The sequence below is a fragment of the Prosthecobacter sp. Pr1 genome (genome assembly GCF_057652315.1).
This window is the reverse complement of sequence record NZ_JBYFBS010000035.1, coordinates 1-26,627: the sequence shown is the minus strand read 5'-3', so window position 1 is coordinate 26,627 and position 26,627 is coordinate 1. Positions and strand designations below refer to the sequence as shown.

Below are 26,627 nucleotides of genomic sequence, written 5' to 3'. Positions count from 1 at the left end.
CGCACGCTGTGCGTTCACATGCGTTCGCGTCTGGTGACTTTTTTCGCCGGTGCTGTGCGTGCGCTTTCGTCGATCTGTACTTCCTCCGGGGTGAGGTTGACGTTGAGCTGCGAGGGATTGGTTTCTTTGCGCCGGCGATGGGCCTCGTGAATGACGGCCTCGGGCACTTCCACACGCAAGGTGTGCCAGCCTTGATGGACGAGGCGGGTGTCTTCAGAGCGGTCATAGGCTTCGAACGCCTTCAGGGCTGGCAGGTACATGGCGATCCTGCCGAGGTTCACATTGACCATGCTGGAGTCGCATTTGCCCACGAGCGGGCAAACGACGACGGCGCAGCCGAGTTCGATGGCGCGGGCGGAGGCGCAGCGGGTGACGCGCTCGCTGCCGTAGAGGGTCTCCGTGGCGCTGGGAACGAGGAGGAGGTCGATGTTGAGTCCGCGCAGCCGGGAGCTGAGCTCCGGCACCTCGATGTCGAGGCAGATGATGATGGCCACGCGGAGGCCGGACATTTCGAAGACGAACAGTTCGCGGCCTGCCCTGAACTCATGCTCCCATGGGGTCAGGAAAAGTTTGTCCTGATGCAGAACGCGGCCGTCGCTGAAGATGAGGGCGCGATTGTAGAGGTGCTTGGTCGCGGGATCGAGATAGGGGGCGGTGCCGACGATGGCGTGCCTGCCCTTGATGCAGAGACGCTGCCTGAGCTTGGGCATGAGGTCCACCCAGACGACTTTGGCGATGTCTTCCATGTCTGCGTTCGGAGGCAGCAGGGGCTCCAGAGCGGCCCAGAGGTATTCGGGCAGGAGTACGATGTCCACGCCGCCAGCCCAGGCGGTTTCGACGCGGTGCATGACTTCCTCGGCAAAGGCGTCCACGGTTTTACCTGCATCTCCCACGTCGAAGGTCCAGGCTTCGACTTTGACATTGGTCTTGCTGGGGTCGGTGTCAGGCATGGCTGGTGCATAACGGGGCCAGCGGCCTGAAATGTGCAAGCGGCCAATGGCGGCAATGGTACGTGCTCAAGCCAGCCGGAAGAGCTTGCGGGAGTTTTCGAAGAGGATTTTGCGCTCGACTGCTTTGCTGGGGGCGAGTTTGCGGATGGCGGCGAGGGTCTGGGCGCCCTGGCAGCCGGGGCCGCGGCCGAGGTGATCGGCGCAGTCGCTGCCGTAGAGGATCTTGTCCTGATGGCGGTCGAAGAACTGGGTGGTGTGCTCTTCGTCACGGGTGAGGGCGAGCAGGCCGCTGCCGGCGGACATGTCGGCAAACATGTTGGGGTAGTCGGCGAGGTAGCGATCCGTGATGCCGCCGGGGGTGATCTTGCCCTTGGGGTAGTTCACCGTTTGATCGTGCTGCTTGTCGATGTTGCCCCAGAAGGCCTGCGCATGGCCGATGAAGTTGGTCTTGGGGAACTTCTCCAGCATGGTGTGCAAGCGGTCGTAGCCAAGGTTGTAAGTCAGGTGCTGGAAGTGCAGGAGGATGGGCACGTTGTAGGCGGCGGCGAGGGCGTAGAGTTTCTGACTCTCGGGGGAGTCGCACTGCACCATGAATTTCTGCTCGCCGATCATGCAGGCGCCCTGCTTGAGCCATTTTTCGATCTCGGCGGGCGCGGTGTCGAGGTCGGTGACCTCATTGGCGGCCCAGAGGTAAGCGTCGGAATGGGCTTTGGCGAAATCCCGTGCGGCCTCGGTGGTGGCGCATTGGGCGGCGAGTCCGTTGGATTTGCCGTTGTGGGTGGAAGGGCGGTCCAGGTAGTTGCCGGCGGGCAGGATGATCGAGGTGGTGATCCCCATGGCTACCTGATGCGCGAGGAGATGCTCATCCGCGCGCTTGTGGTAGTTCATGTGCTGATGGATGTCGATGACAGGCTCAGCGGCCGGGGGCGTCTGCGCGAGGGCGCGGGAGGTGAGTGCGACGAGACCCGTGGACAAAAAGATGCGGCGTGATGGCATGAAACCACTACGCCGCAGGGGAAGGCGATGTTGCTCGTCAGCGACGCGGCTGCGCGAATCAGCTCAATTTTTTCAGGCCCTGTGTGTCTGCCAGGATGGCGCCGGTGTAAATCATGCCGGTTTGCACAGTGCCGTTGAGGTTTGCGGCGATGAGATCCGCATCGGTGAAGTCGGCATTGGTCAGATTGGCACCTTCCAGGTTGGCACCGGAAAGATCCGCGCCACGGACGTTGGCATGGCTCAGATTGGCATGACGGAGGGAGACGCCGCCGAGGTCGGCCCCGCTGAGATCAGCTCCGCTGAGGTTGGCGCTGTCCAGATTCGCGCCACTGAAGTCGCCACCAGAGAGATTGGTGCCTGCCAGATTGGCTTTGGTGAGGGTGGTGCCGACAAAATGGGCTTTGGCCAGGTTGAGGTCATTGAGTGTGGCACCTGCGAGGTTCATACCGGTTTCGTCGATCTTGCGGCCGCTTTTGCCGCTGCTTTCAAGCCATTGAGTGTGAGCGAGGAGTTCTTCGGTGGTGATGCTGGCCATGGTGCACAAATGAAAACCCGATTTACGAGGCCGTAAATCGGGTTTTCAAACTTGTTTAGGGGATTTAGAGGGTCCCCTAAAGCCGTTAGGCGGGGGCTAAATCAGCCTTTCACCTCTGCGACGATCTTCTGAGCTGCGTCGGTCAGATCGGCGGCGCTGGTGATCTTCAGGCCGCTGGCGGCGAGGGTGGCCTTGCCGGCTTCGACGTTGTTGCCTTCGAGGCGGACGACGAGCGGGATGTTCAGGGAGACTTCCTGCGCCGCGGCGATGATGCCGGTGGCGATGATGTTGCAGTCCATGATGCCGCCAAAGATGTTCACCAGGATGCCCTTCACATTCGGGTCGCCCAGAATGATTTTGAAGGCTGCGGTGACCTGTTCCTTGGTGGCGCCGCCGCCGACGTCGAGGAAGTTGGCTGGCTCACCGCCGTGGAACTTGATGATGTCCATGGTGGACATGGCAAGGCCGGCGCCGTTGACGAGGCAGGCGATGTTGCCGTCGAGACCGATGTAGTTGAGGCCGAATTCGCTGGCGGCGACTTCACGCGGGTCTTCTTCCGTGGTGTCACGCATGGCGGTGACGTCCTTCTGACGGTAGAGGGCGTTGTCGTCGAAATTAAACTTGGCATCGAGAGCCACGACCTGATCATCGGAGGTGATGGCCAGCGGGTTGATCTCCACCAGGGAGCAGTCGCTCTTCAGGTAGAGATTCCACAGCGCGGTGAAAAGCTTCACGGCCTGGTTCATGAGGGGGCCGCGCAGATTGAGCGAAGCAGCGACCTTGCGGCACTGGTAGGCCTGGAGGCCGATGGCGGGATTGATGTACTCCTTGCTGATCTTCTCAGGAGTCTTTTCGGCGACTTCTTCGATGTTCATACCGCCTTCGGTGGAGGCGATGATGGCGTGGCTGCTGGAGACGCGATCAAACAGGATGGCGAAGTAGTACTCCTTCTTGATGTCCACGGATTTGGCGATGAGCACCTTGCTCACGAGCTTGCCTTCCGGGCCGGTCTGGTGGGTGACGAGGGTCTGGCCCAGCATCTTGCCTGCGATGTCTTCCGCTTCTTCCGGGGTGTTCACGAGATGCACACCGCCTTTGAAACCGTTCTTGAAAGTGCCTTTGCCACGACCACCGGCATGCACCTGGGCTTTCACCACGAGTCCTGCTTCACCGATTGTGCGAGCCGCGGCTCCTGCTTCTGCCGCTGTGCTGGCGACGATTCCTTTGGGACTGGCGACGCCGAATTTGTCGAACAGTTGCTTGGCTTGATACTCGTGGATGTTCATGGAGAAAAAATGGGGGAGCCCGATAGTAGAAGTGCGACCCCAAGCGTCAAGGCGCATTCCCGGTGAAGGTGAGAATGCCGGGCTTGCCGTGCCTGCAAGGCTGCGGCATAGCCCCAGAATGCGAATTGATGTGGTGACGTTGTTTCCGGAGCTGGTCTCAGTGCCCATGGGCCTGAGCATGATGGGGCGTGCGCAGGAGAAAGGCATTCTGGACCTGCGGGTGCATGATCTGCGTGAGCAGGGGATGGGCAAGCACCGTCATGTGGATGACACGCCGTATGGCGGGGGGCAGGGGATGGTGATCCGCCCGGAGCCGGTGTTTGAATCGCTGGATCGCATCGACACGCCGGAAGCGCGCATCATTTACATGTCACCTGCGGGGAAGCGGTTTGATCAGGCCACGGCGCGGCGGCTGTCCGCTGAGCCACATTTGATCTTCCTTTCGGGGCATTACGAAGGGATCGACCACCGCATCATTGAGCACTGGGTGGACGAGGAGATCAGCCTGGGGGACTATGTGCTGACGAACGGGGCCATCGCCGCCGTGGTGGTGATGGATGCGATCGTGCGCCTGCTGCCGGGGGTGCTGGGAGATGAAATGAGTGCGGTGGAGGAGAGCTTTGGTGCCAGCGGCCTGCTGGAGGCACCGCAGTACACCAAGCCGGCTGAATACCGCGGCCTGAAGGTGCCTGACATGCTGCTGAGCGGGAATCACGCGAAGATCGCCGCATGGCGGGAGCAGCAGGCGCTGGAGCGCACACGGACGAACCGCCCGGATTTAATCGACTGAGATGCGTCCGAGAATGACATTTCGTTTGACGATCCACCGGGCTGCACGCTAAATAAGCACTCCGCTGGCTGACCACCTGCGGGACAGTTTTAATTATTGGTGAGGTGGCTGAGTGGTCGAAAGCACATCTTTGCTAAAGATGCGTAGCCTTAACAGCTACCGAGGGTTCGAATCCCTCCCTCACCGCCATTTTTTATCAGACACCCCCGGCTGAAAGCGCATGGCTGCCACCCTTAAATAGGGTCAAACGAACAGCAAATGACGCGGGACAGTCCCTCAAAGCGCCTTGCAACGGCCTGCACAGAGCTGCAATTGCCTGTTGCACACGGGGTTAAAATACCACATTCTGCCACCCGATGAAAATCAATACCAGCATTACCATTGATCCACGCATCGCCAAGCTGGCGAAGAAATATGCGGCGCTCGACGGTCGCAGCTTTGCCAACTACGTCGAACGTGCCGTCGCTCGACAGGTCGAGCAGGACCAGATCGCCGAGAGCCCGAACCCGAGTTCGAAGGCCAAGCCTGCGAAGAAAAAGTAAGCTTTACCGCTGACGCAGTGGGAAGGGGAGGCGGTGAGAGTCGCGATCCCAGGTTCCTTGTTGTCTCGTAGCGCAGATTCAATCTGCTGGAAAGTGGTGGAGCTAAGGGGATTCGAACCCCTGACCTTCTCATTGCGAACGAGACGCTCTACCAACTGAGCTATAGCCCCAAAATGGGATGTTTGGACGATGCCTGGTGATTTGGGGCACTCGTCAGATTTCTCTGGGAAGTTGCCGACTGCGGGCTGGCGGTGGCCGCCGACGCAGGGCAAGAATCGTTTGAGAAAGCAGGTGAATGCCTGATTCACTATTCATCGAACGGAATTAATTATGCGATGATCCGGCATTCCGGCAAGCTGATTCGTCGCGGCCTGGAAAACCTCCGACACAGTCCACGCCAAGCGCAAGCTGGCTGAGTTCAAGCGCGATGTGGGCCGCACCGCACATGATGCAGGGCGTGTGACATTGTCTTCCCTCGGTGATCGCTATCGCGTTGCTGGTTAACCGAGTGCCATTCATGCATGGCATCTTTTTTATCGGCATTCTCAATCTGATGCAGCAATGTCAGATAATCGACTAAAAGACCAGCGCCATTCTGCCCGCATGGTTTGCTTGATACACATGCAGGACTTTTGGGATCACTTAGGGGATGGTGGAGGACCCACCCAATGAAGGAGTTTGTCAGGGCAGGAAGGACGTAATGCCGCAGATGCCTGTCAGGGGTCCGCCTGGTGTCTGCCCAAGCTCATTGGCAGGCAGCATGCCGCCGTTCTTTAAATTATAACCTCGACTTTGAAGGGCCGTTTTGTTTTTATCTTCAAGGTTCTCAGCCGCTGCACATCCAACCTAAATATTCTGCGTCGAGAAATTCAGAGAACCCACGCAGAAACGATTTTTGTACACCCATGTCGTCATTCACGCATCCTTTGATTCGCCGCAGCCCGGTGTGGGCGCTGCTCCTGTCGGCCTGCCTGTTCTGTGCATGGAGCCTGAGAGTGATGGGAGATCCCGACATGAACGTCACCAAGGCGGTGTGGAAGTCGCTGTATGGCGTGACGGACGCACAAATCAATGACCAGGCGTGGCTGGGGCGCGATGATGACGGCGACGGTATGAGCAACGGGTCGGAGATCATTGCGGGCACCCATCCCTTCCGCTCCGGCTCCGTTCTGAAAGTCTCTTCAATGAATTTGAACGGCGGCATGGTGAACGTGGTTGTCCCCACGCAGATCGGCAAGCTCTACATCCTGCAGGCCTCTCCCAGCCTGGCGGGCGCGAGCTGGGCCGCTCTGACGCCCAATGTTCAGATCATCGGCGATGGCAACACGCAGACGCTCTCCGGGGCGGCGTCCGGCACCAGTTCCTTTTACCGTGTGCTGGTGCAGGATGTGGACTCTGCCGGTGACCAGGTGGGTGACTGGGCCAAAAAGCTGCTCGGCTACATGCCCGGCACGCCCATTGGCTCGCAGTCCAGCTACGACCACACGCAGCTCGCGACGAACCTGCAATCGCAAAACGTGGTCAGCCTGACGGCGGTGGATGCCTCGACCACGCAGCCGGCAGACGCCGCGACGCCTGCGGGCGACGTAGGCGTGATCACCGTGCAGCGCACCGGCTACAATCTGCTGAATCCCATCACGGTGCCTCTCAGCAAGGCTGGCTCAGCGGTCGAGGGGACGGATTACGCGGCCATTCCCTCAGCGGTGACTTTTCCTGCAGGAGTGAACTCGGTGGACATCAAAATCACGCCGCTCTACAACGCCAGCCGGATGACGAGCTGTGTGGTGTCTTTGACGGCGGGGGCTCCGGGCACGGCGGGGGCCTCGGGGAATTACTCACTCAGCCCGTTGTCGATCAGCGCCGGGGTGACGATCACCCCATCCGGCAACCCCACGGGCACAGGGCTCATGGGCAATTACTGGGTCGGAGCCAGTACGAACTATGCCAGCAGTGCGAACTTCGGCGGCAACGGCGCGACCTACACCTACACCAAGTTGACGGGCACGACCGGCACCGCCGTGATCACCTACGCCGGCACGACCGGTTTTTCGACGACCTCCCCGAACAACCGGGTGAACATGACCTTTTCTGCCGGCAGTCTCGCTGGCGGCACCTATGATGGCATCAAGACGATCACTTCAGTCTCCGGGCAGACGATCACGGTGTCCATCACGGGTGCCGCAGTGCCCAGTTCGCAGACTGGCAGCGCTGCCTGCCTGCTCAATCCGCCGGTCGTGACGCGGCTGGACCCTGCGGTCGCGTTCAGCTGGCTGTATGGTTCACCCAACGGCACCAATCTCGTCACGGCGGACAATTATTCCGTGGCCTGGGATGGCTATCTCTCGCCCTCCACTGCCGGCACCTATGTGTTCCAGCTCGATGCGGATGACAAGGCGCGCGTGTTTCTCGACACCGGTGGCGGGCTGATCCAAATCCTGGAGAATGGCTGGGACACCACAGCGACGGGAGCCTTCAAACAGAGCGGACAGTTCACCCTGTCCGTGCCTGCCGCTCCGGCAAACCGCTACCACATGCGGGTCGAGTTTGTGGAAACCACGGGGAACGCGAAGTGCAAATTGCAGTGGCAGATCAATGGCGGCAGTTTTGCGAACATTCCGAATGCGAATGTTTACACCAACAACACCGGCAGTACGACGGGCTGGCCTGCCAGCTACTACGCCAATACGACACTGACAGCGCCAGCGGCAGGGACGCAGACGGACAGTGCGATCACTTTAACCAACAATGGCGACTGGGGTGCGGGATCGCCCGATCCGCTGATCTACCACAACTACTTCTGCTGCCGCTGGACCGGGCAGATGCTGCCGCAATACAGCGAGACCTACACGATCACCGTGAACGCCGATGACACGGCCAAACTGTGGATCAACGGCCAGCCGATGGTGCTGCGGCGCCTGACGAATGACAATCCCAGCGTGACCTACACGTACACGCAGAACTCAACGACCAACGGCACCATTGTGCTGCCTTACACCAGCGCCGCCGTCAATGTGGGGGATGTGATTCCGTTGAAGTTCACCACCGGCAATCTCAGCGCGAACTACAACATCTCGCTGCCCTACACCGTCAGTGCGGTGACAGCAGGGGTGAACTTCACCACCGCACTCTCAGGCATGAGCCTGCCTGCCTCGGGCACCGGAAGCGGCACCCTCGATACCACCAACCTGCCGATTAACTGGCCGGTTTATTCCGGAGCCGACCGCTACGCCACCCTCGCCCTGCAGGCAGGGGTGCTATATGACATCAAGCTGGAAACTTGCGAATTGAGCAGCGCTGCAGGCGCAACGCTCTCGTGGTACAGTCCGAGTCAGTCGAAGCAGGCCATTCCCACCGCACGCCTGTTCCCAACAATGACCGGCCAGACGCCACTTGCGGGCAATCCACCAGCCGGGCCGCCCGCGATCACCAGCCCGACGAATGTGATCACGATGCTGAATTCCGGCTCGCCGTTCAGTTTGACGCTGACAGCGAGCAATGGTGCGGGTGGATTCACCACCAGCGGCCTTCCTGCATGGCTCACGCTCACCAATGGCGTGCTCAGCGGCACTCCGCCGCAGGCAGGCATCTACCAGTTCACGGTTTACGCCTCGAACAGTGCCGGCAGCACCAGCGCCGTGGTCACAATACAAGTGAAGGACAGTGGGGGCCAGTTCACGCGTGAACTCTGGACTGCGGGAGTCACCGGGGCGACGCTCAACGATGTGCCCTGGGGTTCCGCACCGACGACCACCAATGCCATCACCAGCGTCGAGGACAACACGACAACCTATGGTGCCAACACGGGGGAAAGGCTGCGCGGCTATTTCACCCCGCCCATGACGGGGAACTACTATTTCTGGCTGTCAGCCGCCAATGTTGCTGAGCTGTGGATTTCCAACAACGGAGAGCCCGTCAACAAAGTCCGCCGTGCCTATGTGACCGGCCCTGCTGGAACCTCCACGCGCACGTGGAACACGAATGCCAGTCAAAAATCCGGCTGGCTCGCGCTGACAGCAGGGCAGCCGTATTACATTGAGGTGCTGCACAACACCGGAGCCAGTGGTGGTGCCAACAATCTCTCGGTCGGGTGGTTTCTGGATCCCACCGGAAACTCTGCAGCGATCGCCAACGGCGGCGGACCTGCGGATGCTGCGACGGGAGGAGTGATTCCCGGTTTTGTGCTCTCGCCGTGGGACAATCCGCCCACCACCGCCATCCCGGGAGCCTTGTATGTCACCAATCTTCAGGGAGCGGCCGGGCTTTCAAACATCACCGGCAACGGCGGCGCGTTTATGCGCGTGAGCGGTTCCACGGCGGTGGTGCATCTCAATTACTCGGGTCTCACCTCCGGCAGCATTTCCCGCGGCATCTACGCCGCGCAAAGCGGCGGCAGTCCGGTGCTGCTGTTTGATTTCGACGCGCAGGATCGCAACTACCCCACGCAGCGAACCTCAGATGGCGGCTACACCTGGAACATGCAGGCATCTGACCTCACCGCGCTGGGAGACGGCACCGTTTTCGTCAGCATAGGCACCGTCAACAATCCCAACGGTGAGCTCACCGGCACATTCGGGCCTGTTCCAGGTTCGCAAACTCCGCCTGCACTTCCCAGCTACCCCGCCTGGACGGACGACCATGGGACGGATGCCGGAGCTGTGCGCTTTCTCACGCAGGCCACGTTTGGCCCAGGACCGGATGACATCACGTATGTCAAGGCGAACGGCTACCGGAACTGGATTGAAAATCAGTTCGGCTTGTCCGCCACGCACAACGTTCCCTACATCCTCTCCAACCTCAGCAGCGATCCGCAGAACCCGTACAACAGTTCGCTCTTCTTCAACTCCTGGTGGAAGAACTCAGTGACCGCGTCGGATCAGCTGCGTCAACGTGTCGCCTTCGCGCTGAGTGAAATCCTCGTCGTGTCAGACACCGGCCCGCTCAACAACAACGGCCGCATTCTTGCCGACTACTATGACAACCTCGTGGACTCCTGCTTTGGCAACTACCGGGACATCCTCAAGCAGGTCACGCTCACTCCTGCCATGGGCCTGTATCTGGACATGCGCGCCAATGACAGGGGCAGTGATGCAACGGGCATTCACCCCAATGAAAACTACGCGCGTGAAATCATGCAGCTCTTCTCCATCGGATTGTACCGCCTGTGGCCGGACGGCTCGCTCGTGCTCGACTCGAATGGCAACGCGGTGCCGACGTATGATCAATCCACCATCACCGGCATGGCGCGCGTCTTCACCGGCTGGACCTGGGGGCAGGCGATGAGCAACGGCAGGCTGCCGACCAACTTCTATCCCAGCGCCAACTATCTGGACCCGATGGTTCTGGTGCCCTCGCATCATGAGCCGGGTCCCAAGGTGCTGCTCGACAATGTGGTCATCCCTCCCGCTGCCGTCACCTTTGTGAACGACTCCTCGCAGGATCCCAATCCCAACCCGATCACGATTCAATCCACGGACCCTGTGCTCGGAGCCGGCAATCTCGTCAGCACATCGATCACCAATTCCTATGATCTCAGTGGACTGAGGGACTTGGAAATGGCTCACGACAACATCATCAACAATTCCGCCGTGGGGCCCTACATCTGCCGCCAGCTCATCCAGCGCCTCGTCACCAGCAATCCCAAGCCCGCCTACGTCCAGCGGGTCGTCCGTGCGTTCAATGGTGAGCGCAACGTCGATGGGGTGGCCACCGGGGTGCGTGGCGACATGAAGGAGGTCGTTCGTGCCATCCTGCTCGACTACGAGGCGCGCAGCACCACTGCCGCAGCAGATGTCGGATTTGGCAAGCAGCGCGAGCCGCTGCTGCGCCTCACGGGTCCTGCGCGAACCTTCGCGGCCTCGGGCATCGCCGGTTCCCGCTATCGCCAGATCGGTTACCAGCAGATTCTGATCACCACTCCCACCGCGCACAAGCTGGTCAATGGCGACACCATCCTTCTCGACAGCTTTGTCGATGACGGCGCGTCAACGACCAACCTGCCCAGCGTTGGAGGATATCCCGTCACGAACATCACACCAAGCTACAGCACCGTCAGCTCCACCGGAGTCGTGACGGTGGTCGCACCGGGTTTCCAAACAGGTGACAGTGTGACGATGCAGTTTACCTCGGGGACGCTCGGCTCTACCGCGCCCTACAACACCGTGCAAACATACTCAGTGACCGGCGCGGCCGCGACCAGTTTCACGGTCAACATCGGCGCCAACAGCGTGAGCGGCAATCCTTCTGGCAACGCCTTCCTGCCCAACAACTTCACCGTCAACACCACCGGCATCACCACGCCGAGCTACAACGGCGTGAACAATACCGTCACTATCACCGCCTCCGGCTACACCGCCGGTCACCAGCTTTATGTGAAGTTTTACAACAATGGTCTGGCCGGTGGCACTTACGATGGTGTCTATACGATCACCTCGGCCACAGCCAGCACCTTCACCATCACACTCACAGGCAGCCCACCGGCCACCAGCAGTGGCACGGCTTACATCCCGCGCTTCACCGGCGGCTACAACATCACCACCAGTGGCGGCGTCTCGACCATCAGTCTGCAAACCAGTGGCAATCACAATCTCAAGGCCGGTGATCTGGTCTGGATCGCCATTCTGGTGGCCAACGCCGGCACCCCTGCGCCGAGCCAGGTGTACACCGTGGTCAGCGCACCGCTGCCCAATCTGTTCACCGTCACCACTCCTTCGACGGTGTCGAATGGCTCTCAGAGCACCTCCGGCCAGGCGGTCTATCCACTGTCCATCAGTCAGTGGTCACGCTCCGGCACCTGCGCCGTGCAGAAGGGCACTTGGAACATGAACTACAGTCAGAGTGACCTGACGCAGACGCCGCTCAACTCCACCACGGTCTTCAACTTTTTCTATCCTGACTATCGTTATCCAGGTGAGATGGCGAAGGCGGGGATGACGACGCCGGAGTTCCAGCTCACCAATGATTCCAACACAATGAACCTCACCAACTTGGTGACCGGCGGATTTCTCAGCGGTGGCAACACCAATGGCTTCCAAAGCTTCCGCAATGGTGGTGGCTCCATTCCCATGGACATCAGTCCTTTCATGACCGCAGGGCAGACCAGCGACTCCGCCATTCCCACGCTCGTGGACACGCTCGCCACACGTCTCATCGGCGGCAGTCTCAATTCAACCGCGCGCACGACCATCATCAACTACGTGATTAGCAACTGGTCGTACACCGCCGGCAACCCGACCACGACCCAGATGCGTGACCGGGTGCGCGCCATCATCCATCTCATCGTCACCTCCGCCGAATACGCGATTCAGAAGTAACTCCGCATGAACAAATCACTTCACGCCCCCTTCATTCCACGTCGCCGGTTTTTGCAGCGCTACATTCCGGCCGCCATCGGCCTCGGCGCGCTTGGGAATTCGCTCCGCGACCTCAAGCTGATGAGCTCGGCGATGGCCGCTGGTTCTTTCTCCGACTACAAGGCGCTCATCTGTGTCTTCCTCAACGGCGGGAACGATTCGAACAACATGATCATCCCCACCACGGCGGCGGACTGGGCCAATTACAGCGCGGGGCGTGGCACGCCGCTCGCCATTCCCAACACTGACGGTGGACCGGCGACGGCGCTGGCGCTGAACTCACGCAATGGAACGACCGGCTATCCCGCCAGCGACGGACGCACCTACGGCTTCCATCCGGCGATGGCGGAACTCGCCACCCATTTCAATAACGGCATCGTCGCGCCCGTGTTCAACATGGGCACGCTCAGCTTTCCGCTGACCAAGGCTCAGTACAGCGGCAAGTCCGTGCCAAAACCACCACAGCTTTTCTCGCACAGCGACCAGCAGACGCAGTGGCAGACCTCGCTGCCGGACCAGCCATACGTCAGCGGCTGGGCCGGGCGTATAGCAGACCTTTTTTCGTCTCCGCCTGATGTGAACTCGGGCGGCCAGGTGTCGATGGCGGTGACGCTGGCCGGCTCGAACATTTTTGAGGTGGGCTCGCAAAATTACGCACCCCAGTATGCCATCACCACCAGCGGTGCCGTGCAGCTCAACAGCGTCAACGGTGCCAGGCAGACTGCTCTGCAGTCCATCCTGAATGCCGACAAGCTCTCCGCCGACCTGCAGACCAAAGCCTATGCCGGCGTGCTTGACCACGCCATCGCCGAAGCGAACATCCTCACCACCGCGCTAACAGCGCAAGGCAGCCCGGCGTGGTTCAGCCGCTTCCCCACCTCCCTCACCACTCCGAACGGCGGCTCCACCTTCACCTCCTCGCTCATGTCTCAGATGAAAATGGTGGTGAGGCTTATTGAACTGGGCAGCAAGGCCGTCGCCAACGGCGGACTGGGCATGAAGCGGCAGGTTTTCTTCATTCAAGTGGGCGGCTATGACACGCACACGGGCCAGACCAGCAATGCGGGCTCCAGCACTCCCGACGACGCCAAGGTCATCATTGGCGCCCAGGCCAATCTCCTGGCCGAACTGAGCAAGACACTCAACGCCCTCATCCTGTCCTTGCAGGACATCGACACCCTGCGCGGCGGCGGCTCCAACCTCAAGAGCGCTGTCACCGCCTTCACCGCGAGCGATTTCGCCCGCACCTTCCCCACCAACGGCTCTGGCAGTGACCACGGCTGGGGTGGGCATCATCTCGTCGTTGGCGGCGCGGTGAAAGGTGGCGCCACTTATGGCAAATTCCCCACGCTCGCAGTGAACGGGCCGGATGACACCGGCATCGGCCGCTGGATTCCCACCACCGCCGTGGATCAATATTCGGCCACTTTGGCCTCCTGGTTCGGCGTGGACGACACCAATCTCAGCACCATTTTCCCCAACCTTGGCCGCTTCTCATCCTCCAATCTCGGATTCCTCTGAGACCGCATGCCAAGTTCCATTTTCACCCGATGAAGCGGACGCAGGTTTTTTTGACCATTGGCTTGCTCGTGATGTCAGCGGCCACCGTCTGGCTTATGACGCGCTCAGCGCAGGAACCTTCAAGCAAGGTTCCCGCAGCGTCGCTCCCCAGACCCGCAGTGTCAGTTGTTCCAGCACCTCAAGCTCATGCCCCGCTGCCGCTGCAGCCAGACGCAGGAGTCGAAAACGAGGCAGCCAGTGATCTTGAGCGCATCACCATCATGCTGCGGGATTACCGCACCATCGCTGGCGACAACCCCATCGGCTCCAATGCCGAGATTGTGCAGGCCCTCTCAGGCGACAACCCCAGGCAGGCAAAAATTCTGCCGGATGATCTGCCCCGCAACAGCAGCGGTGAGCTGGTGGACCGCTGGGGCACGCCCTATTTTTTTCATCAACTCTCCCGCAACAGCATGGAGATCCGCTCCGCAGGTTCCGACCGCCGCATGTGGACAAGTGATGACATCTTCACTCGCTGAGGCGTCTGGAAGTGCGGCGGCGGAAGGTTGCGGCAGCAGCACCGATGAACAGCAGCAGCAGCCTGTCAGGTTCGGGGGCCATTTCATAGGTCACGCTCAGCGTCGGTGCCGGGATGCCTCCACCCGGCTGCTCAGCCGAGGCAAAGCGCCGCGCCGTGCCTGCCACGTTCTCGCTCTCGCTGATGAGGGCGAACCCATTGTTGGTGGATGGGGAATCCAGCCATGACTGCACATCGGCGACCAGATCGGGCGAAGATCCCCAAAGATAGAGACCCACGTCGCCCACGGAGGTCGTGGCGCTGGGAACGCTGGCAAAGTCCGTGCCGATTTGACCTCCGGGCGTGGCCCAGTTGTCTCCCGTGGTATTGTAGTGGAGATTGTTCCAGGTGGTGTCCCCGGTGGAGGCCGGAGAGCCGGTCACTGCACTGCCCGTGCCTTCGGTCCAGCTTTGCAGCGCACGATAAAGGCTGAAGTCGGAGTTCACCGGCCCGCCGTGCTGGTCGGGATCAGGACGGCGGGTGACGTAAAGTGACACCTGCACGGACGTCACGATGGCGCCCGCCGGAACAGCGCTGAGATCGAAACTAAACAAGGCGCGCGAGTTCGAAAACTGCTGGTTGGTGCCGGAGACGAGTGTTGTACCGCCCAGATTGTATTCAGGGTGGTTTTGGTAGATGGAGGTGTCCGCCGCTGCAGTGGCGACGAAGGTTGCCCCCATGGCCGGCATGCCAAGCAGTCCCATGACCAAGCACAGCCGCACGAGCGGTGGCAGGATGGGATTCATGAACAGCGCGACGTTTGGCACGCGGGCAAAGTAATGCTGTCGAAGTCCCGATCAATGTGGAATCCCGTCATTGCGCGACGCGGATGAGCCGTAGCCGGGCGAAGCGCCGTGTGTTTCCGCTCAAGGTTTCCGAGACAGTGACGTTCTTCACCGGGGCCTCTCCCGGTGCGTCAGATTCAGACACAAAACCGGCCCCCGAAGGTGTGGCACCCGCTGCACTCTGCGTGATCGTGTTCCAGACCACCAGATCATCGCTGGTCTGCATCTGGTAGGTGAGATCGGTGGCACGGGGATCACGACGGAAGGTGATCGTGAAGGTCGTGGTGACACCAGCCGTGGCCGCGCCAGCCTGCATGCCAGCACCGGAGCCATTGGCGCTCAGCGGTGAAAACGCAAAGGCGTACTCGAACAGATTCGTGATGCCGTCTCCGTCCGCGTCAGCGTTGTCGTCCAAAAAGGTGCCTGGGGTCGGATAATACTGCCGCAGCCATGTATCACGCCTGTTAAGGGCAGGAGCCACCGGATTGTAGCTGATGACCAGCTTCGGCTGCACGGACGCACTGCCTTCGCGACTGTTGAAGCCCCGTGCCGTTGAGGTGGTGCTTTCATCCCCCACGAGAATCCAGCCGAAGTTGTTTGCGGGTGTGCCAAACCAGCTCTGCACGTCCGCCGCCATCTGCTGCGAACTCCAGAAATAAGAACCCAGGGTGGTGCCCACCGTCGTGGTGGCAGATGCCGTTGCATTGAAAACACCACCCGCGGTGCTCCAGTTCGTGGGATTCGATGCATCATAAAAACGTGCGTTCCAGGTGGCATCACCCGTCGTCGCCGCTGTGCCAGAGCCGCCCCCGCTCCCGACGAGGGATGTGCCCTCTCCCCAGCTTGTGCTCAATCGGTAGAGCGACATGGTCGCGTTCGGGTGGCCCGGATTGTTTGCAGCAGTTTTTAAATTCAGCATCATGGACGCCGAGGTTACCTGGGCTCCGCCTGGCAGTCCACTGGTGACATCAAAGGACAGCAACGCACGGCGTGGCGCCCCATTGGCATTGTTCCCGGAGAAGAGATCACCCCGCGCGTTGCTGTTGTTCGGAAAGTCCGAGTAGATCGAGTTGTCCTGTGAGGGAGTCAGTGTGGCGGTGGAAACCTGCGCCTGGACGATCTTGTAAATGCCACCGCTCGGTTTGCCGTTCGAGTCGAGCTCAAAGGGACCGCGCGTGATTTTGGTCGCCACGTAAAGCTCTCCAGCCTCATCACGTCCAAAGGCATAAACGCGGGTTGTGAGCGGGTTGCCGCCGGCGATCACGAGACTGCTGAAGTTCCAGATGCCAGAGCCTGGGGAGGTCTCCTCCACGCCGAGCAGCGTGCCGTTGGCAGAGGCGATCGACTGGCTGTAGTCGCCAAACACATACTTGCCCTGCAACGCAGGAATCGCCGCGCCACGATACACGAAACCGCCAATGATCGAGGCGCCGATCTGTGGCAGCGCCGGTGCGCCAACAGTCACACCCACATGTGCATACTGGGCGATGGGGGAGATCAGCGGCAGCCCGCTGTTTGGCGCCGTGCCATCGTGGGTGAGCGTGCCTTCCATCACGCGCCAGCCGTAGTTTCCGCCAGCGGTGATGATGTTCACCTCCTCCACTTTGTCCTGCCCCACGTCAGCCTCAAAAATTCTGCCACTTCCTCCCGGACCGTCATCAAAAGAAAAGCGCCAGGGATTGCGCACACCAAACGCATAGATCTCCTCGCGCACGCCGCCGCCGGCACCCACGAAAGGGTTTGCCGGAGGAATGCCATACTGGCCGCCGGGCCCGTTGGTTCCCAGCGGATCGATGCGCAGAATTTTTCCCAGCAGCACCGTCTTGTCCTGCGCATTGCCGAGCACCCCGGATGGACCCGGTGAACTCGTGCCGCTGCCACCTGTGTGGCCGTATTGATTGTCATGCTGGCCACCGCCGTCACCCACGCTGATGTAGAGCAGCCCATCCGGCCCAAAGCGCAGCTGGCCGCCATTGTGGTTCGACTGCGGCTTGTCATAGGCCAGCACCACGCGCTCTGAACTGACGTCAGCTGCGTTTGGATCCGTCGCGGAAACAGAAAATTCGGAGATCGTGCTCCGACAGTTCACCGGGCTGCTGCCGCCCGCCGCGTTAGGAGATGGGGCGCTGTAAAAAAGGTAGAACTTGCCAAAGCCTGGCAGTGGCTGGCCCAGCCCATCACGCTGGTTGAAGTTGGGATGAAACGCGATGCCCAGCAGCCCGCGCTCTTCGTAGCTCGTGCTCAGCGGGAAGAGATAGGAGGTTGGTGCCTTGGGCACCAGTTTGGCCCGCACATCCAGAAAGGGCTGCGGCAGCACCATGCCATCGCGAATGATGTAAACGATTCCTGCCTGATCAGCGACGAACAACCGGCCCGAGCCATCCCCCGCATTCGTGATGTCCGTGGGTGACACGATCTGCTGCAGGCTCACTGCTTTGAGCGCCAGCGGTGGAAAATCCGCCCGTCCTGCCGTGGTCAGCATGCAACTCAGCCATAGGATCAAGGCCCCGGCGGTATTTCGTGAATTCATTCCAAGTGCATTCTCCCAATATCCGGGTGCCGCCGCAAGCCATTATCGCCAGAGCGGCGCCTGACAGCCTTGCCCGTCAGGCGCTAATCAGCAGGCAACAGGCTCTAAGGCCGCACCAGTCTGAAGAACTTTGAGCCAGAGTTGATGGGAACCAGCACGCTGTTGTAGCCGCCCGACGATGTCATCGGACGAGTTGAATTAACCCAACTCGATGGATTTAGATCCACCGCCTCCTGCAGCGTCCAGCCGGTGAATGAATCGGGCCAGGTCACGTTAAGTGAACCTGGAGTGGAAAGGGAAATCTCCACCTGTGGCTTCACGACCACGTCATTCACTCCGAGCACAAAAGGAGAGAGACTGGGAGTGATGGCCTCGATGACATTCTTCGCAGCGTCCACTTTGCAGCTCAGCTTCTCCCAGGTGCCGTTGCGGAAGTGGTAGATGACGAGTTGGTTTTCATCATACCCTGCCGGCAGCAGGCTCGGATCGTAGGCAAATTTAAGCTTGATGTTGCCCGTGTGCACACCGTTGTAATTCAGCTTCCATAACTGTCTGCGTGTGGCGTTCGGAGTCTGAACCGTTGGCAGCACAAACTCGCCCTCCGCTTCTCGTTCCGCCATTTCAGCGTCGTCGGCATCGGAGTACTCACCGAAGAAGGTCCCTTCCTGATTGATGTCGTCGAATTCGAAATCGACACCTCCTACGTGCCCGGAGCCGCCATTGCAGCTGCCTCCTCCGCCCGTGCCGCTGGAACCGCCGCCGGTAACGACCACCTTCGTGCCCGTGAGCAAACTCAAAACGATGTCCAGGCTCGCACTTTGCCCCGAAGCCAACGTGCCCAGGTCCCAGCGCTGGCCGCCAGCAATCCAGCGGTTGGCTGGAGCGAAAGAGTCACGTCCCATTCGCGCGGCATACGGGGCGCTCTGCCAGTTGTTCTCAATCGACAGATGAACCCCGTCCGAAGGCTTGCCCGTGACGTGATCGTCAACGCCATTGCCCTCGGTTCCATAGCTGCCGATCTCAAACGCAGTCGGTGCCACCTTCGCATGGAACCCGATGAGATCCTCAAGCCCGATGCTGGAGCTGTCAGTTCCAGCCGCGCTGGTGTCCACCCCCGCCATGGTGGCATCGTATTGATACTCGGATAGCTTCCCGGCATAGCTGCGGTTGTCATACTGACCATGCTGCGAGATGAAACCATGCAGGAGTTGGAACAGCTGCAGATTGGTGATGCTGACGCCACTGATGTTCTTCACGATGAATGTCTGATTCATCACATATCGGTTGCTCTTGATCGCTGAACCCGCATTGGCCGCGCTTGCTGGCGTGACTCCCATGGGCGTGCCCACGACCGTGTCCACCATCTCAAAACGCAGTGTGATTTCGAGATCGTTGTTGGCGATGACTGATTCCGCAATGGGCAGGCCATCCAGATTGCTGCCCGCCAGATGAATGCCCGTGACGACATGGAAGTTCGAGTTCGTCTGCCAGTCGGGATAGAGAAAATTGGGCTCCAGCCACGTGGGTGTCTGAGTCTGTCCGTTGCGTTGGTAAGCCACGGCGCTGCCCCACTCGCCAGAGAGATACTCACGCCCGACAAAACCGGGCGTGTTGTCGAGCAGGAAATCCGAGTAGCCGAAATCTGTAAGCGTGATGTTCCAGTTGGGATTGGTCAGTGTCAGGGTGCCTCCAGTACTCGAGGTGGGACTCACCTGGATGTTGTCCACCAGGAACCGAACCGCTCCAACCGGCGCGTCCGGCAGTTGCAGCACGACTTGGTCAAAGGCTCCGCCTGTTGAATTAAAATTAATCGTGCCGGCCGGCAGCGTGTCACCTGCCGTCACAGTGCCGTGCGCGATGCCCGTGCCCACGCTCACCGGTGCACCACTGCTGGTGTCGTAAGCCGTGATCTGCACATTGGAAGGCACCGCCACGTTCAGCGCTTCCACCGTGGCAAAATCAATGCTCACACCTGTGACGGGAACGTCAAATTGAAGCACGAGCGTGGCATTGTCCGCGAGCGGTTCCAGATAGTTCCCGCTAAACAATGACAGCACACGCCCGCTTGCGCCCTCCGTGGTGATCTTGAAGGCATCTGCCGCCGGTGAGCTGAACGTGACCGTGTAGCCCGCCTTCGTCTGGACGAGCGGCAGCGGTGCATTCTCCGCTGGCACAGGCGCTGCCGTGTCGAAATCAAAATCAATGCTCAGCGGTGCCGCGACAAAGTTCGCCGTCAGCGTGGCGTTGTCATTCGCGGTGAATGTATAGCTGGTGCTGCTGCTCACCTCCGTGCCAGTCAGGTCCGTCCAGTTCACAAAAGTGTAGCCGGGATTCGCCGCCGCAGAAAGTGTGACGCTCGTGCCCGCATTGACGATGCCCGCTCCATTGATGCTGCCCGCATAAGTGGGACTCGGAGCGGCTGAGATCGTGTAGCCCGAAACAAAATGAGCCACCAAGGTGCGGTTGGCGCTCGCAGTGAATGTGTAGGTCGCACTGGTGCTCGCGATGGTCGCGCCATCCGTCCAGTTGAGGAAACTGTAACCAGCCCCTGGCGTCGCGGTGACGGTGACGCTCGCGCCGCTGGCATAATCTCCACCGCCGCTCGTGGTGCCGCCGATCGCCGGTGCAGAACCGGTGGTGATGGTGTTCGCCGTCGCGAAATTCGCCACGAGCACTCGGTTCGCACTCGCGGTGAAAGTATAACTCGCGTTCGCGCTGACAACGTCCGCACCTGAAGTCCAGTTCACGAAAGCATATCCTGCATTAGGCACCGCGTTGACGGTCACACTGTCCCCAATCATGTAGCTGCCTCCACCGCTTGTCGTGCCTCCAGCCGCCGGAGCCGCGCTTGCGGAGATGTTCACACCTCCGGTGAGTGCGAAGTTCGCCACATACGCATGATTCGCCTGTACGTTGCTGAAGTTAAACGTCGTGGCAGTACCGACGATGTTGCCATTCTCCGTCCAGTTCACAAACTGCCAGCCGGCGGTGGGAAAGGCGATGATGTTGCCGCCATCACCCGGATTGTAGCTGAGACTGTCCGCCTCCGTGGTGCCACCTGCGGGCGGGTTCGACGTCCCGGTGACGTAATAAACCGGTGTGAAGGTCGCCACCAGCGCACGGTCTGCGCTGGCGGTAAAGGTGTAGCTCTCAGCGCTGCTCACATTGCTTCCGTCCTGTTTCCATTTGCTGAATTTGTAGCCCGGTGCCGCCGTCGCCACCACGGTGACGCTTGTGCCATCACCATACGAGCCACCACCGGTGGTCGTGCCTGAGTTCGCCGGCGTAACAGAGGTCGAGATCGCGCGGAGAACGGTGCCTGTGACGGAGAAGTTGGCCACCAGCGTGCGGTTGGCCGTCACATTGAAAGTGTAGCTCGCATTCGTGCTTACCTGAATACCGTTCTCCGTCCAGTTCACAAAAAAGTAGCCCGCATTGGCCGTGGCCGTCACCGTGGCGCTGCTGCCGCTGATGAACCCGCCGTCGCCGCTCGTTGTGCCACCCGCCACTGGCGCAGCGCTGGTGCTCACGGTATAGGACGGCAATGCGGAAAAGTTCGCCACCAGCACGCGGTCCGCCGTCGCATTGAAGGTGTAGCTCGCGCTGCTGCTCACGATCGCCGCGCCCTCAGTCCAGTTCGTGAAACCGTAGCCCGCGTTCGCGGTGGCTACGACCGTGGTGCTCGCACCATCATTGATGAGACCATCTCCCGTTGTGGTGCCGCCCGCCGCAGGGGCGGCGCTCGTCGTGACGGACCACTGCACAACGTCCGGCACGAAGTTCGCCACCAGCGAGTGGTTCACATCCATGGCCAGCGTGTAGCTGCTGTTCGTGCTGACGATCTGACCGTTGTCCGTCCAGTTCTGGAACAAGTAGCCGGCGGCGGGCGTGGCGGTGACGGTGGCATCTGCACCGACGCCGAAGGAACCATCGCCGGTGGTCGTGCCCGCACCCACAGGGGCTGCAGCCGTGTCCAGCAGGCTCTGTGCAGGCAGCGCCGCACCGGCCGCCGCGATGTTCATCGTATAGTTCTTCTTCACGTCGGGATTCACACCATCGCTGGCAGTCACGGCAAAACTGAAGGTGCCCGCGCTGCTCGGCGTGCCGGAGAGTACGCCTGTTACCTCGTTGAAGATCAGCCCCGGCGGCACGGTTCCCGATTTCGAAGCAGTGAATGGCAGTGCGCCTTCCACCACCACCGTGCGTGGCGCAAAGGCCTTGCCCACCTTGCCTTCGCCTGCGTGATCAATGAGACCCACCGCGGCATTCACATCCACCGCAGCCATTTGCGATCCGGTGAAATCTCCCACCACCACTTTCGTGGTCATGTCTGTGGTGACAGTGACCCACTCTCCCAGTGCGCCGTCAAAATGATCCGCATACGTCGCGGAGCCGGAGCCATGCTGGCCGTCTGCTCCCACCGCCGTCGCCTTCGCCTCGCCTGTCTCCGCATCCAGCGGCCCGGTATATTTGTAAAACTCGTAGCGCCTTGTCACGACTTCATTGCCGTTCGGCAAATCTTCAGCGGCAGCAGCAACGTTGTTGTTCGGGCCACCATCAGCCGCACCACTGTTCTTCTGCAGGATGCGCCATTCCGTCTCGACCTCATCGGGTTCGCCATTCTTCCAATTCTTGTCGTCCGGGTTGTCGGGGTCGTCGGAGACCAGTTCGCGCAGCTTGACCTTGTTGGCGTTATGCGTCTTGGTTTTGATCTCTTTCACCCACACCGCTTTGCCAAACTGCAGCGGCGGGGGAACTGGCGGTGGTGGCGGGACGATCACCGCCTGCACCTGCGCCGGCGCTGCGGCCGCTGGGGGATAGTAAGTAAACGTCGGCGTCGAAACCTGCACCGCGCCACCATGCACCAAGGTGCCAGCCCCGTTGTCGATCAGCCAGTTGTAAAGCACCGCACTGGGTTGCACCCGATAGCCAACTCCAAAGTGCTCCCCGCCAAAGTTCACCCCAGGGTTGGTAAACTGATGCCCCTGCGTCGGCGGGATCGGCGCCGCAGGAATGGCCGTATAGGCCGCCCAGGTGCCATCGGCATTCTTCTTGCTCTGCCAGCGAATGAACACCTTCGGATGCCCCGCCACCGAGTTGTCCTCCGTGATCTCCGGCACTCCGTAATGGTTGTAGTTATAGGTGTACGTGATGTCTGTGCTGTGGATGTCATCGAGTTCGATCTCAAACCCGTGGGCCTGGCTGCCGGTATCATTCACCGTGTCAAAGTTGTTGATGCTCCCGTAGGCGATGCTGGCCTGTGCCGCATCTGAGCCGAAGGTCAGCATGAGTGCCGTGATCAAGCATGCAAAGAGTTGTCCCTGGGACACCTTCCTGGTGGTTGGCTGGCTGTGAGTAGTGTGTTTCATAAAGCGTTGGATCATCACCAAATCAGGCTGCCATCTTTGCGGACTCATGGCAGGCACCGCCCCGCCTTTGTGGAGACTCGATGTCGGTGCGCAGCTTCCGGCAGAGACGGTGCAAATGGACCGCCACAGCGCTCCGCGAACGGCCGTGCATCTCCGCAATCGCCCGGCTGGTTTTTCCTTCGAGATAATGCAGCTCCAGCAGTTCGCGCTCAGGAGCAGGCAGCGCCGCGAGAGAAGACTCCAGCCTCTCAAGATACGGCGATGGCTTGTGCTCCTCATCCTCACCCGCCTGCTCCAGTTGCAGATAGGCCTGCTCGCGGGCCCTTCTCCGCGAGTCATTGCGCAGGATGTTCAGCGCACGGTGCCAGGCCAGCGTCCGTAGCCAGACTCGAAAAGAATGCCCCGGCTTGAAGCGGTCACCGTTGCGAAATGCCAGCACCATAGCCTCATGCGCCATCTCCTCGGCGGCATGGGCGCTGATGCGCTGCGCAAGCCATCCCGACAGCGGCGGCACGCATTGGGCATAGAGCTGCGTCGCGGCATCAGCATCCCCGCGCAGAGCTTGCGCAAACAAGCGGCTGCATTCGTCGCTGACAGCATGGGGGACCGTGTTGTTCATGGCTTGGTGGTTGTGCCCCCATTGTCGCCACACACCCTGCCGCTCAGCACGTTATCGTTTGGTAATGAACAACCGCCTCACTTTGCGTGCCTCTACGCCTGCCCATTCCTAGGCTGGCATTTGCTGTGCATATCTTGCTCACGGACCAGGTGTCGTGCGGACAGCCTCGACGCGAATGAATCGCGCAGGCGCGGCATTGGCTGGTGTCGTGTCGCGTGCCTTCAGCTCGCCTGCAGAATTGGTGATGACGGCGGCAGGCGTCCAGTGGATCAGGTCCCCGGAGACCTGGATGCTGGTGCTCATGTCAGCCGGCAGCAGCGGCCCGCGAAACACACGCAGCGTGAGATATGACGTGCCGTTGGCACTCTCAAACAACTGCTGCGGCAAAAGACTCGTGCGCAACAGCGGATCAAGCCCCAGTGCGTATTCGATCCAGTCACTGAGACCGTCGCCATCCGAATCTCGGCTGTAATCCGTTCCTCCCACCGTGACGGAAACCGTTGCGGGTTGTGAATCGACAAAGCTGCCCGAATCGCTCGCGATGTAAGTAAACACATCCGGTCCTTGATAGGCCGCATCCGGGAAATACGTCGCCACCTTTGCCGCGATGCCCACGGTGCCATGCGTGGGTTGCTGAATGACGCGAAGCAGTGGATTCGTGCCGCTGGCGGTGAGCGCTATGCTCGTGGGCGTGTCCTTCGGCACCGTCAGCTGTGCATTCGCGACCGTCGGGCCCACATGCGTGCTGGCGTTGCTGCTGCCCGGACCGTTGTGGCAGTAGTAGCAGCTCACCTCCATGCCGCGCTTCAAGGTGAACGGACCGAACTTGGTGCTCAACGCCCGGTCCGCCTGCGCACGCGACAACGCTGTGCCGCGCAAGTCGGCGCCGTGGCATTCACGGCACGCGGTGTAGTTGGGGCTGATGGCCCGCGCAATGTCGGCATGATCCTTCACCCAGGTCTGGCTGCCGATGGGATGGATGCCGTGCGGGCCGCCGACACTGTTCGTGGGCATCGATGCATGACACACCGTGCAGTCCGCGAGCTTGCCGCGATGCCCTTGTTTGTTCCATGAGTAGAGATTGTCGTCGCGATGCAACGATGGGTACTCCGCATGCGTGCTGCCATGGCAGGCGCTGCACACCAGTCCACCATGCCCTTTTGAAAAACGAAACAGCGACAGCCCCGCCGCCGGCGTGTTTGCATTCGTGCCAAATCGCTGATTCGCCGGCACGCGCATCACGCCTGGCGCAGTGAAGACGGATGTGAAGCGGATCGCGCCTTCATTCGCCTCAGCATCGCCGCTGTGGCAGGCCTGGCAGTTCGGCTCCATGAGCCAGCCCGTGCGCGCGCTGCTCCCCACATCACTCATCTGCCCGTGACAGCTCTGGCATTGCATCACGAGCGATCCGTCGCTCGCATTCACCGCGCCGCCCATCGCTCCGCGCAGGCAGCGTGTGGTCGAGCCGGGATGGCAGAGGTAGCACGAGTTGCGGCTGAGAACGTTGTCCAGCTGCAGTCCGTTCGTCGGGTTGGTGACGGTCGCGTGCTTCGAATGCATCGCCGCCGTCAGCGCCTTCACTCCCGCCGCGCCGCCCGTGCCCAGCGCCTCGGAGGCATGACACGCGGCGCACAGCACCTGCTTGTTTGCGTTCGTGACGCTGTGATACAGCCCCTGCGGCGGATATCCCATCGTCGCGAGTGCCGTCGCGTAGTTGGGATCAGCCGCATTCTTTTCATCATGCAGCCGCAGGATGTTCAGCCGGAAGTCGCGCTTGTCGTTCGGATCATTGACCCAGCCTGCGGCAGGCATGGCAGCGGCACCGGATCCGGACTTGTGGCACGCGCGGCAGTCCATCTCATCCGACACCGGCACCACGATGTCAGCGCTGGCCAGCACGACGTTCGAGGAATTTTTCACCGACACACGCATCAGCGGATACGGATTCTTGCTCCCCGCATCGTCCTTCGGGCACAGCGGAATGCCCGCCGCCTCAAACCAGTTCATGCCCGCCACCCAGTTCATCGTCTGCGGCGTGTTGCCCGCGCCCGGCATCGCCTTGCCGGCCAGTCCCTGGTCCATGCCCACATTCGCACCATAGAGCACCGCTGCGTAGTCATAGAAGTTCGTCTTGCCAGCCGATGTCGTGTTGATCGACCCATCCGGATTTGCAACGGCATGATACGTGACGGTGATGCCTGCGGTCGTCGGATCGGTGATCAATTTTCCCGCCGCGTCCATCACCTGCGCATTGATCGTGTTGAACGGCGGCAGGATGGAGAACACCGAATAGTCGTCATCCATGCAATGCATGCCGAGATTGTTCCAGGCTACGACCGTCCACTGTCCGCCCCCTGCCAGCAGCAAGGAAGGAAACAGGAGCACTAGCAAGCCGCTAGCAGCTCCTCGGCCTCTCCAACAGTGAAATGACCTGTTCATGCCTGCGTATTGCTTCACAATCCCAGCCGCTCGGCACGTTATCGTTTGGTAATGAAGTGAAGCCCCGGCTCAATTTTCGTGCCTTTTTTCCAGCCCCATGCCTATGTTGGCTCTGACCATGCATATCCTGCTTGTTGAAGACGATGCCGAACTCGCGCGCCAGACCCTCCTGTGGTTGCAGGAGGCAGGTCACACCTGCACTCATTGCGCGGACGGCACCACGGCACTCTCACGCCTCACCCAGCAGGCCTTTGATGCAGTCATCCTCGATGTCGGCCTCCCCGACATGGATGGCTTCACCGTCGTCGAACAAATGCGCGCGCGCGGGTTCGGCCTCCCGGTACTCTTTCTCACCGCCCG

15 protein-coding genes and 2 tRNA genes are annotated in these 26,627 nt (G+C 60.6%); 7 read left to right on the top strand and 10 right to left on the bottom strand.

The annotated features are described in order from the left end of the window. Window positions 1-14: 14 nt before the first annotated feature. The 4 genes from AC24GY_RS28820 to sucC form a co-directional block, all read right to left on the bottom strand. Window positions 15-950: a nitrilase-related carbon-nitrogen hydrolase gene (locus AC24GY_RS28820; RefSeq protein WP_487690185.1), complete on the bottom strand. Its 936-nt coding sequence runs from the start codon at window positions 948-950 to the stop codon at window positions 15-17. A 66-nt stretch (window positions 951-1,016) separates the two neighbouring features. After that, complete coding sequence (locus AC24GY_RS28815) at window positions 1,017-1,946, bottom strand: amidohydrolase family protein (protein ID WP_487690182.1); 930 nt, start codon at window positions 1,944-1,946, stop codon at window positions 1,017-1,019. 58 nt (window positions 1,947-2,004) lie between these two features. Then, a complete protein-coding gene (locus tag AC24GY_RS28810) occupies window positions 2,005-2,481 on the bottom strand; it encodes a pentapeptide repeat-containing protein (protein ID WP_487690180.1) in 477 nt (158 codons plus the stop codon). A 101-nt stretch (window positions 2,482-2,582) separates the two neighbouring features. Then, window positions 2,583-3,767, bottom strand: coding sequence for an ADP-forming succinate--CoA ligase subunit beta (gene sucC / locus AC24GY_RS28805; RefSeq protein ID WP_422316314.1), 1,185 nt, complete (start codon window positions 3,765-3,767; stop codon window positions 2,583-2,585). Between the two features lie 118 nt (window positions 3,768-3,885). On the opposite strand from sucC, the gene trmD reads away from it, so the two are divergent. From trmD to AC24GY_RS28790, 3 genes are all read left to right on the top strand, one after another. After that, on the top strand, window positions 3,886-4,557 hold the full coding sequence (gene trmD / locus AC24GY_RS28800; protein WP_422316312.1) for a tRNA (guanosine(37)-N1)-methyltransferase TrmD: 672 nt from the start codon (window positions 3,886-3,888) through the stop codon (window positions 4,555-4,557). Window positions 4,558-4,655: 98 nt separating this feature from the next. Further along, window positions 4,656-4,746, top strand: a tRNA-Ser gene (locus AC24GY_RS28795). Between the two features lie 167 nt (window positions 4,747-4,913). After that, on the top strand, window positions 4,914-5,099 hold the full coding sequence (locus AC24GY_RS28790; RefSeq protein WP_487690177.1) for a hypothetical protein: 186 nt from the start codon (window positions 4,914-4,916) through the stop codon (window positions 5,097-5,099). Between the two features lie 94 nt (window positions 5,100-5,193). Here the strand turns inward: AC24GY_RS28790 and AC24GY_RS28785 are convergent. Then, window positions 5,194-5,269, bottom strand: a tRNA-Ala gene (locus AC24GY_RS28785). Between the two features lie 735 nt (window positions 5,270-6,004). On the opposite strand from AC24GY_RS28785, the gene AC24GY_RS28780 reads away from it, so the two are divergent. From AC24GY_RS28780 to AC24GY_RS28770, 3 genes are all read left to right on the top strand, one after another. Then, on the top strand, window positions 6,005-12,409 hold the full coding sequence (locus AC24GY_RS28780) for a DUF1800 family protein (protein WP_487690174.1): 6,405 nt from the start codon (window positions 6,005-6,007) through the stop codon (window positions 12,407-12,409). Window positions 12,410-12,415: 6 nt separating this feature from the next. Beyond that, window positions 12,416-13,969: a DUF1501 domain-containing protein gene (locus AC24GY_RS28775; protein WP_487690171.1), complete on the top strand. Its 1,554-nt coding sequence runs from the start codon at window positions 12,416-12,418 to the stop codon at window positions 13,967-13,969. 158 nt (window positions 13,970-14,127) lie between these two features. Continuing rightward, window positions 14,128-14,487, top strand: a complete 360-nt coding sequence (locus tag AC24GY_RS28770; protein WP_487690168.1) for a hypothetical protein — start codon at window positions 14,128-14,130, stop codon at window positions 14,485-14,487. Here AC24GY_RS28770 and AC24GY_RS28765 read toward each other — a convergent pair. The 5 genes from AC24GY_RS28765 to AC24GY_RS28745 all read right to left on the bottom strand — a co-directional run bounded on the left by AC24GY_RS28765 (window position 14,477) and on the right by AC24GY_RS28745 (window position 26,213). Beyond that, window positions 14,477-15,271 carry a DNRLRE domain-containing protein gene (locus AC24GY_RS28765; RefSeq protein WP_487690166.1) on the bottom strand — a complete coding sequence of 265 codons (795 nt, stop codon included), beginning with the start codon at window positions 15,269-15,271 and terminating at the stop codon, window positions 14,477-14,479. The two genes, AC24GY_RS28770 and AC24GY_RS28765, sit on opposite strands and share 11 nt — an antisense overlap. A gap of 67 nt (window positions 15,272-15,338) precedes the next feature. After that, window positions 15,339-17,840, bottom strand: a complete 2,502-nt coding sequence (locus AC24GY_RS28760; RefSeq protein ID WP_487690162.1) for a PQQ-dependent sugar dehydrogenase — start codon at window positions 17,838-17,840, stop codon at window positions 15,339-15,341. A gap of 104 nt (window positions 17,841-17,944) precedes the next feature. Continuing rightward, the gene (locus AC24GY_RS28755) at window positions 17,945-23,209 is read right to left on the bottom strand and encodes a beta strand repeat-containing protein (protein ID WP_487690159.1); all 5,265 of its coding nucleotides are present in this window, start codon (window positions 23,207-23,209) and stop codon (window positions 17,945-17,947) included. 22 nt (window positions 23,210-23,231) lie between these two features. Beyond that, window positions 23,232-23,828 (bottom strand): RNA polymerase sigma factor, encoded by a 597-nt coding sequence (locus tag AC24GY_RS28750; RefSeq protein ID WP_487690156.1) that lies wholly within the window; start codon window positions 23,826-23,828, stop codon window positions 23,232-23,234. Between the two features lie 138 nt (window positions 23,829-23,966). Next, window positions 23,967-26,213, bottom strand: a complete 2,247-nt coding sequence (locus AC24GY_RS28745; RefSeq protein WP_487690153.1) for an Ig-like domain-containing protein — start codon at window positions 26,211-26,213, stop codon at window positions 23,967-23,969. A gap of 172 nt (window positions 26,214-26,385) precedes the next feature. Between AC24GY_RS28745 and AC24GY_RS28740 the strand changes: the two genes are divergently transcribed. Continuing rightward, on the top strand, window positions 26,386-26,627 hold a 242-nt coding region (locus AC24GY_RS28740), incomplete at its 3' end, for a response regulator transcription factor (RefSeq protein ID WP_487690150.1).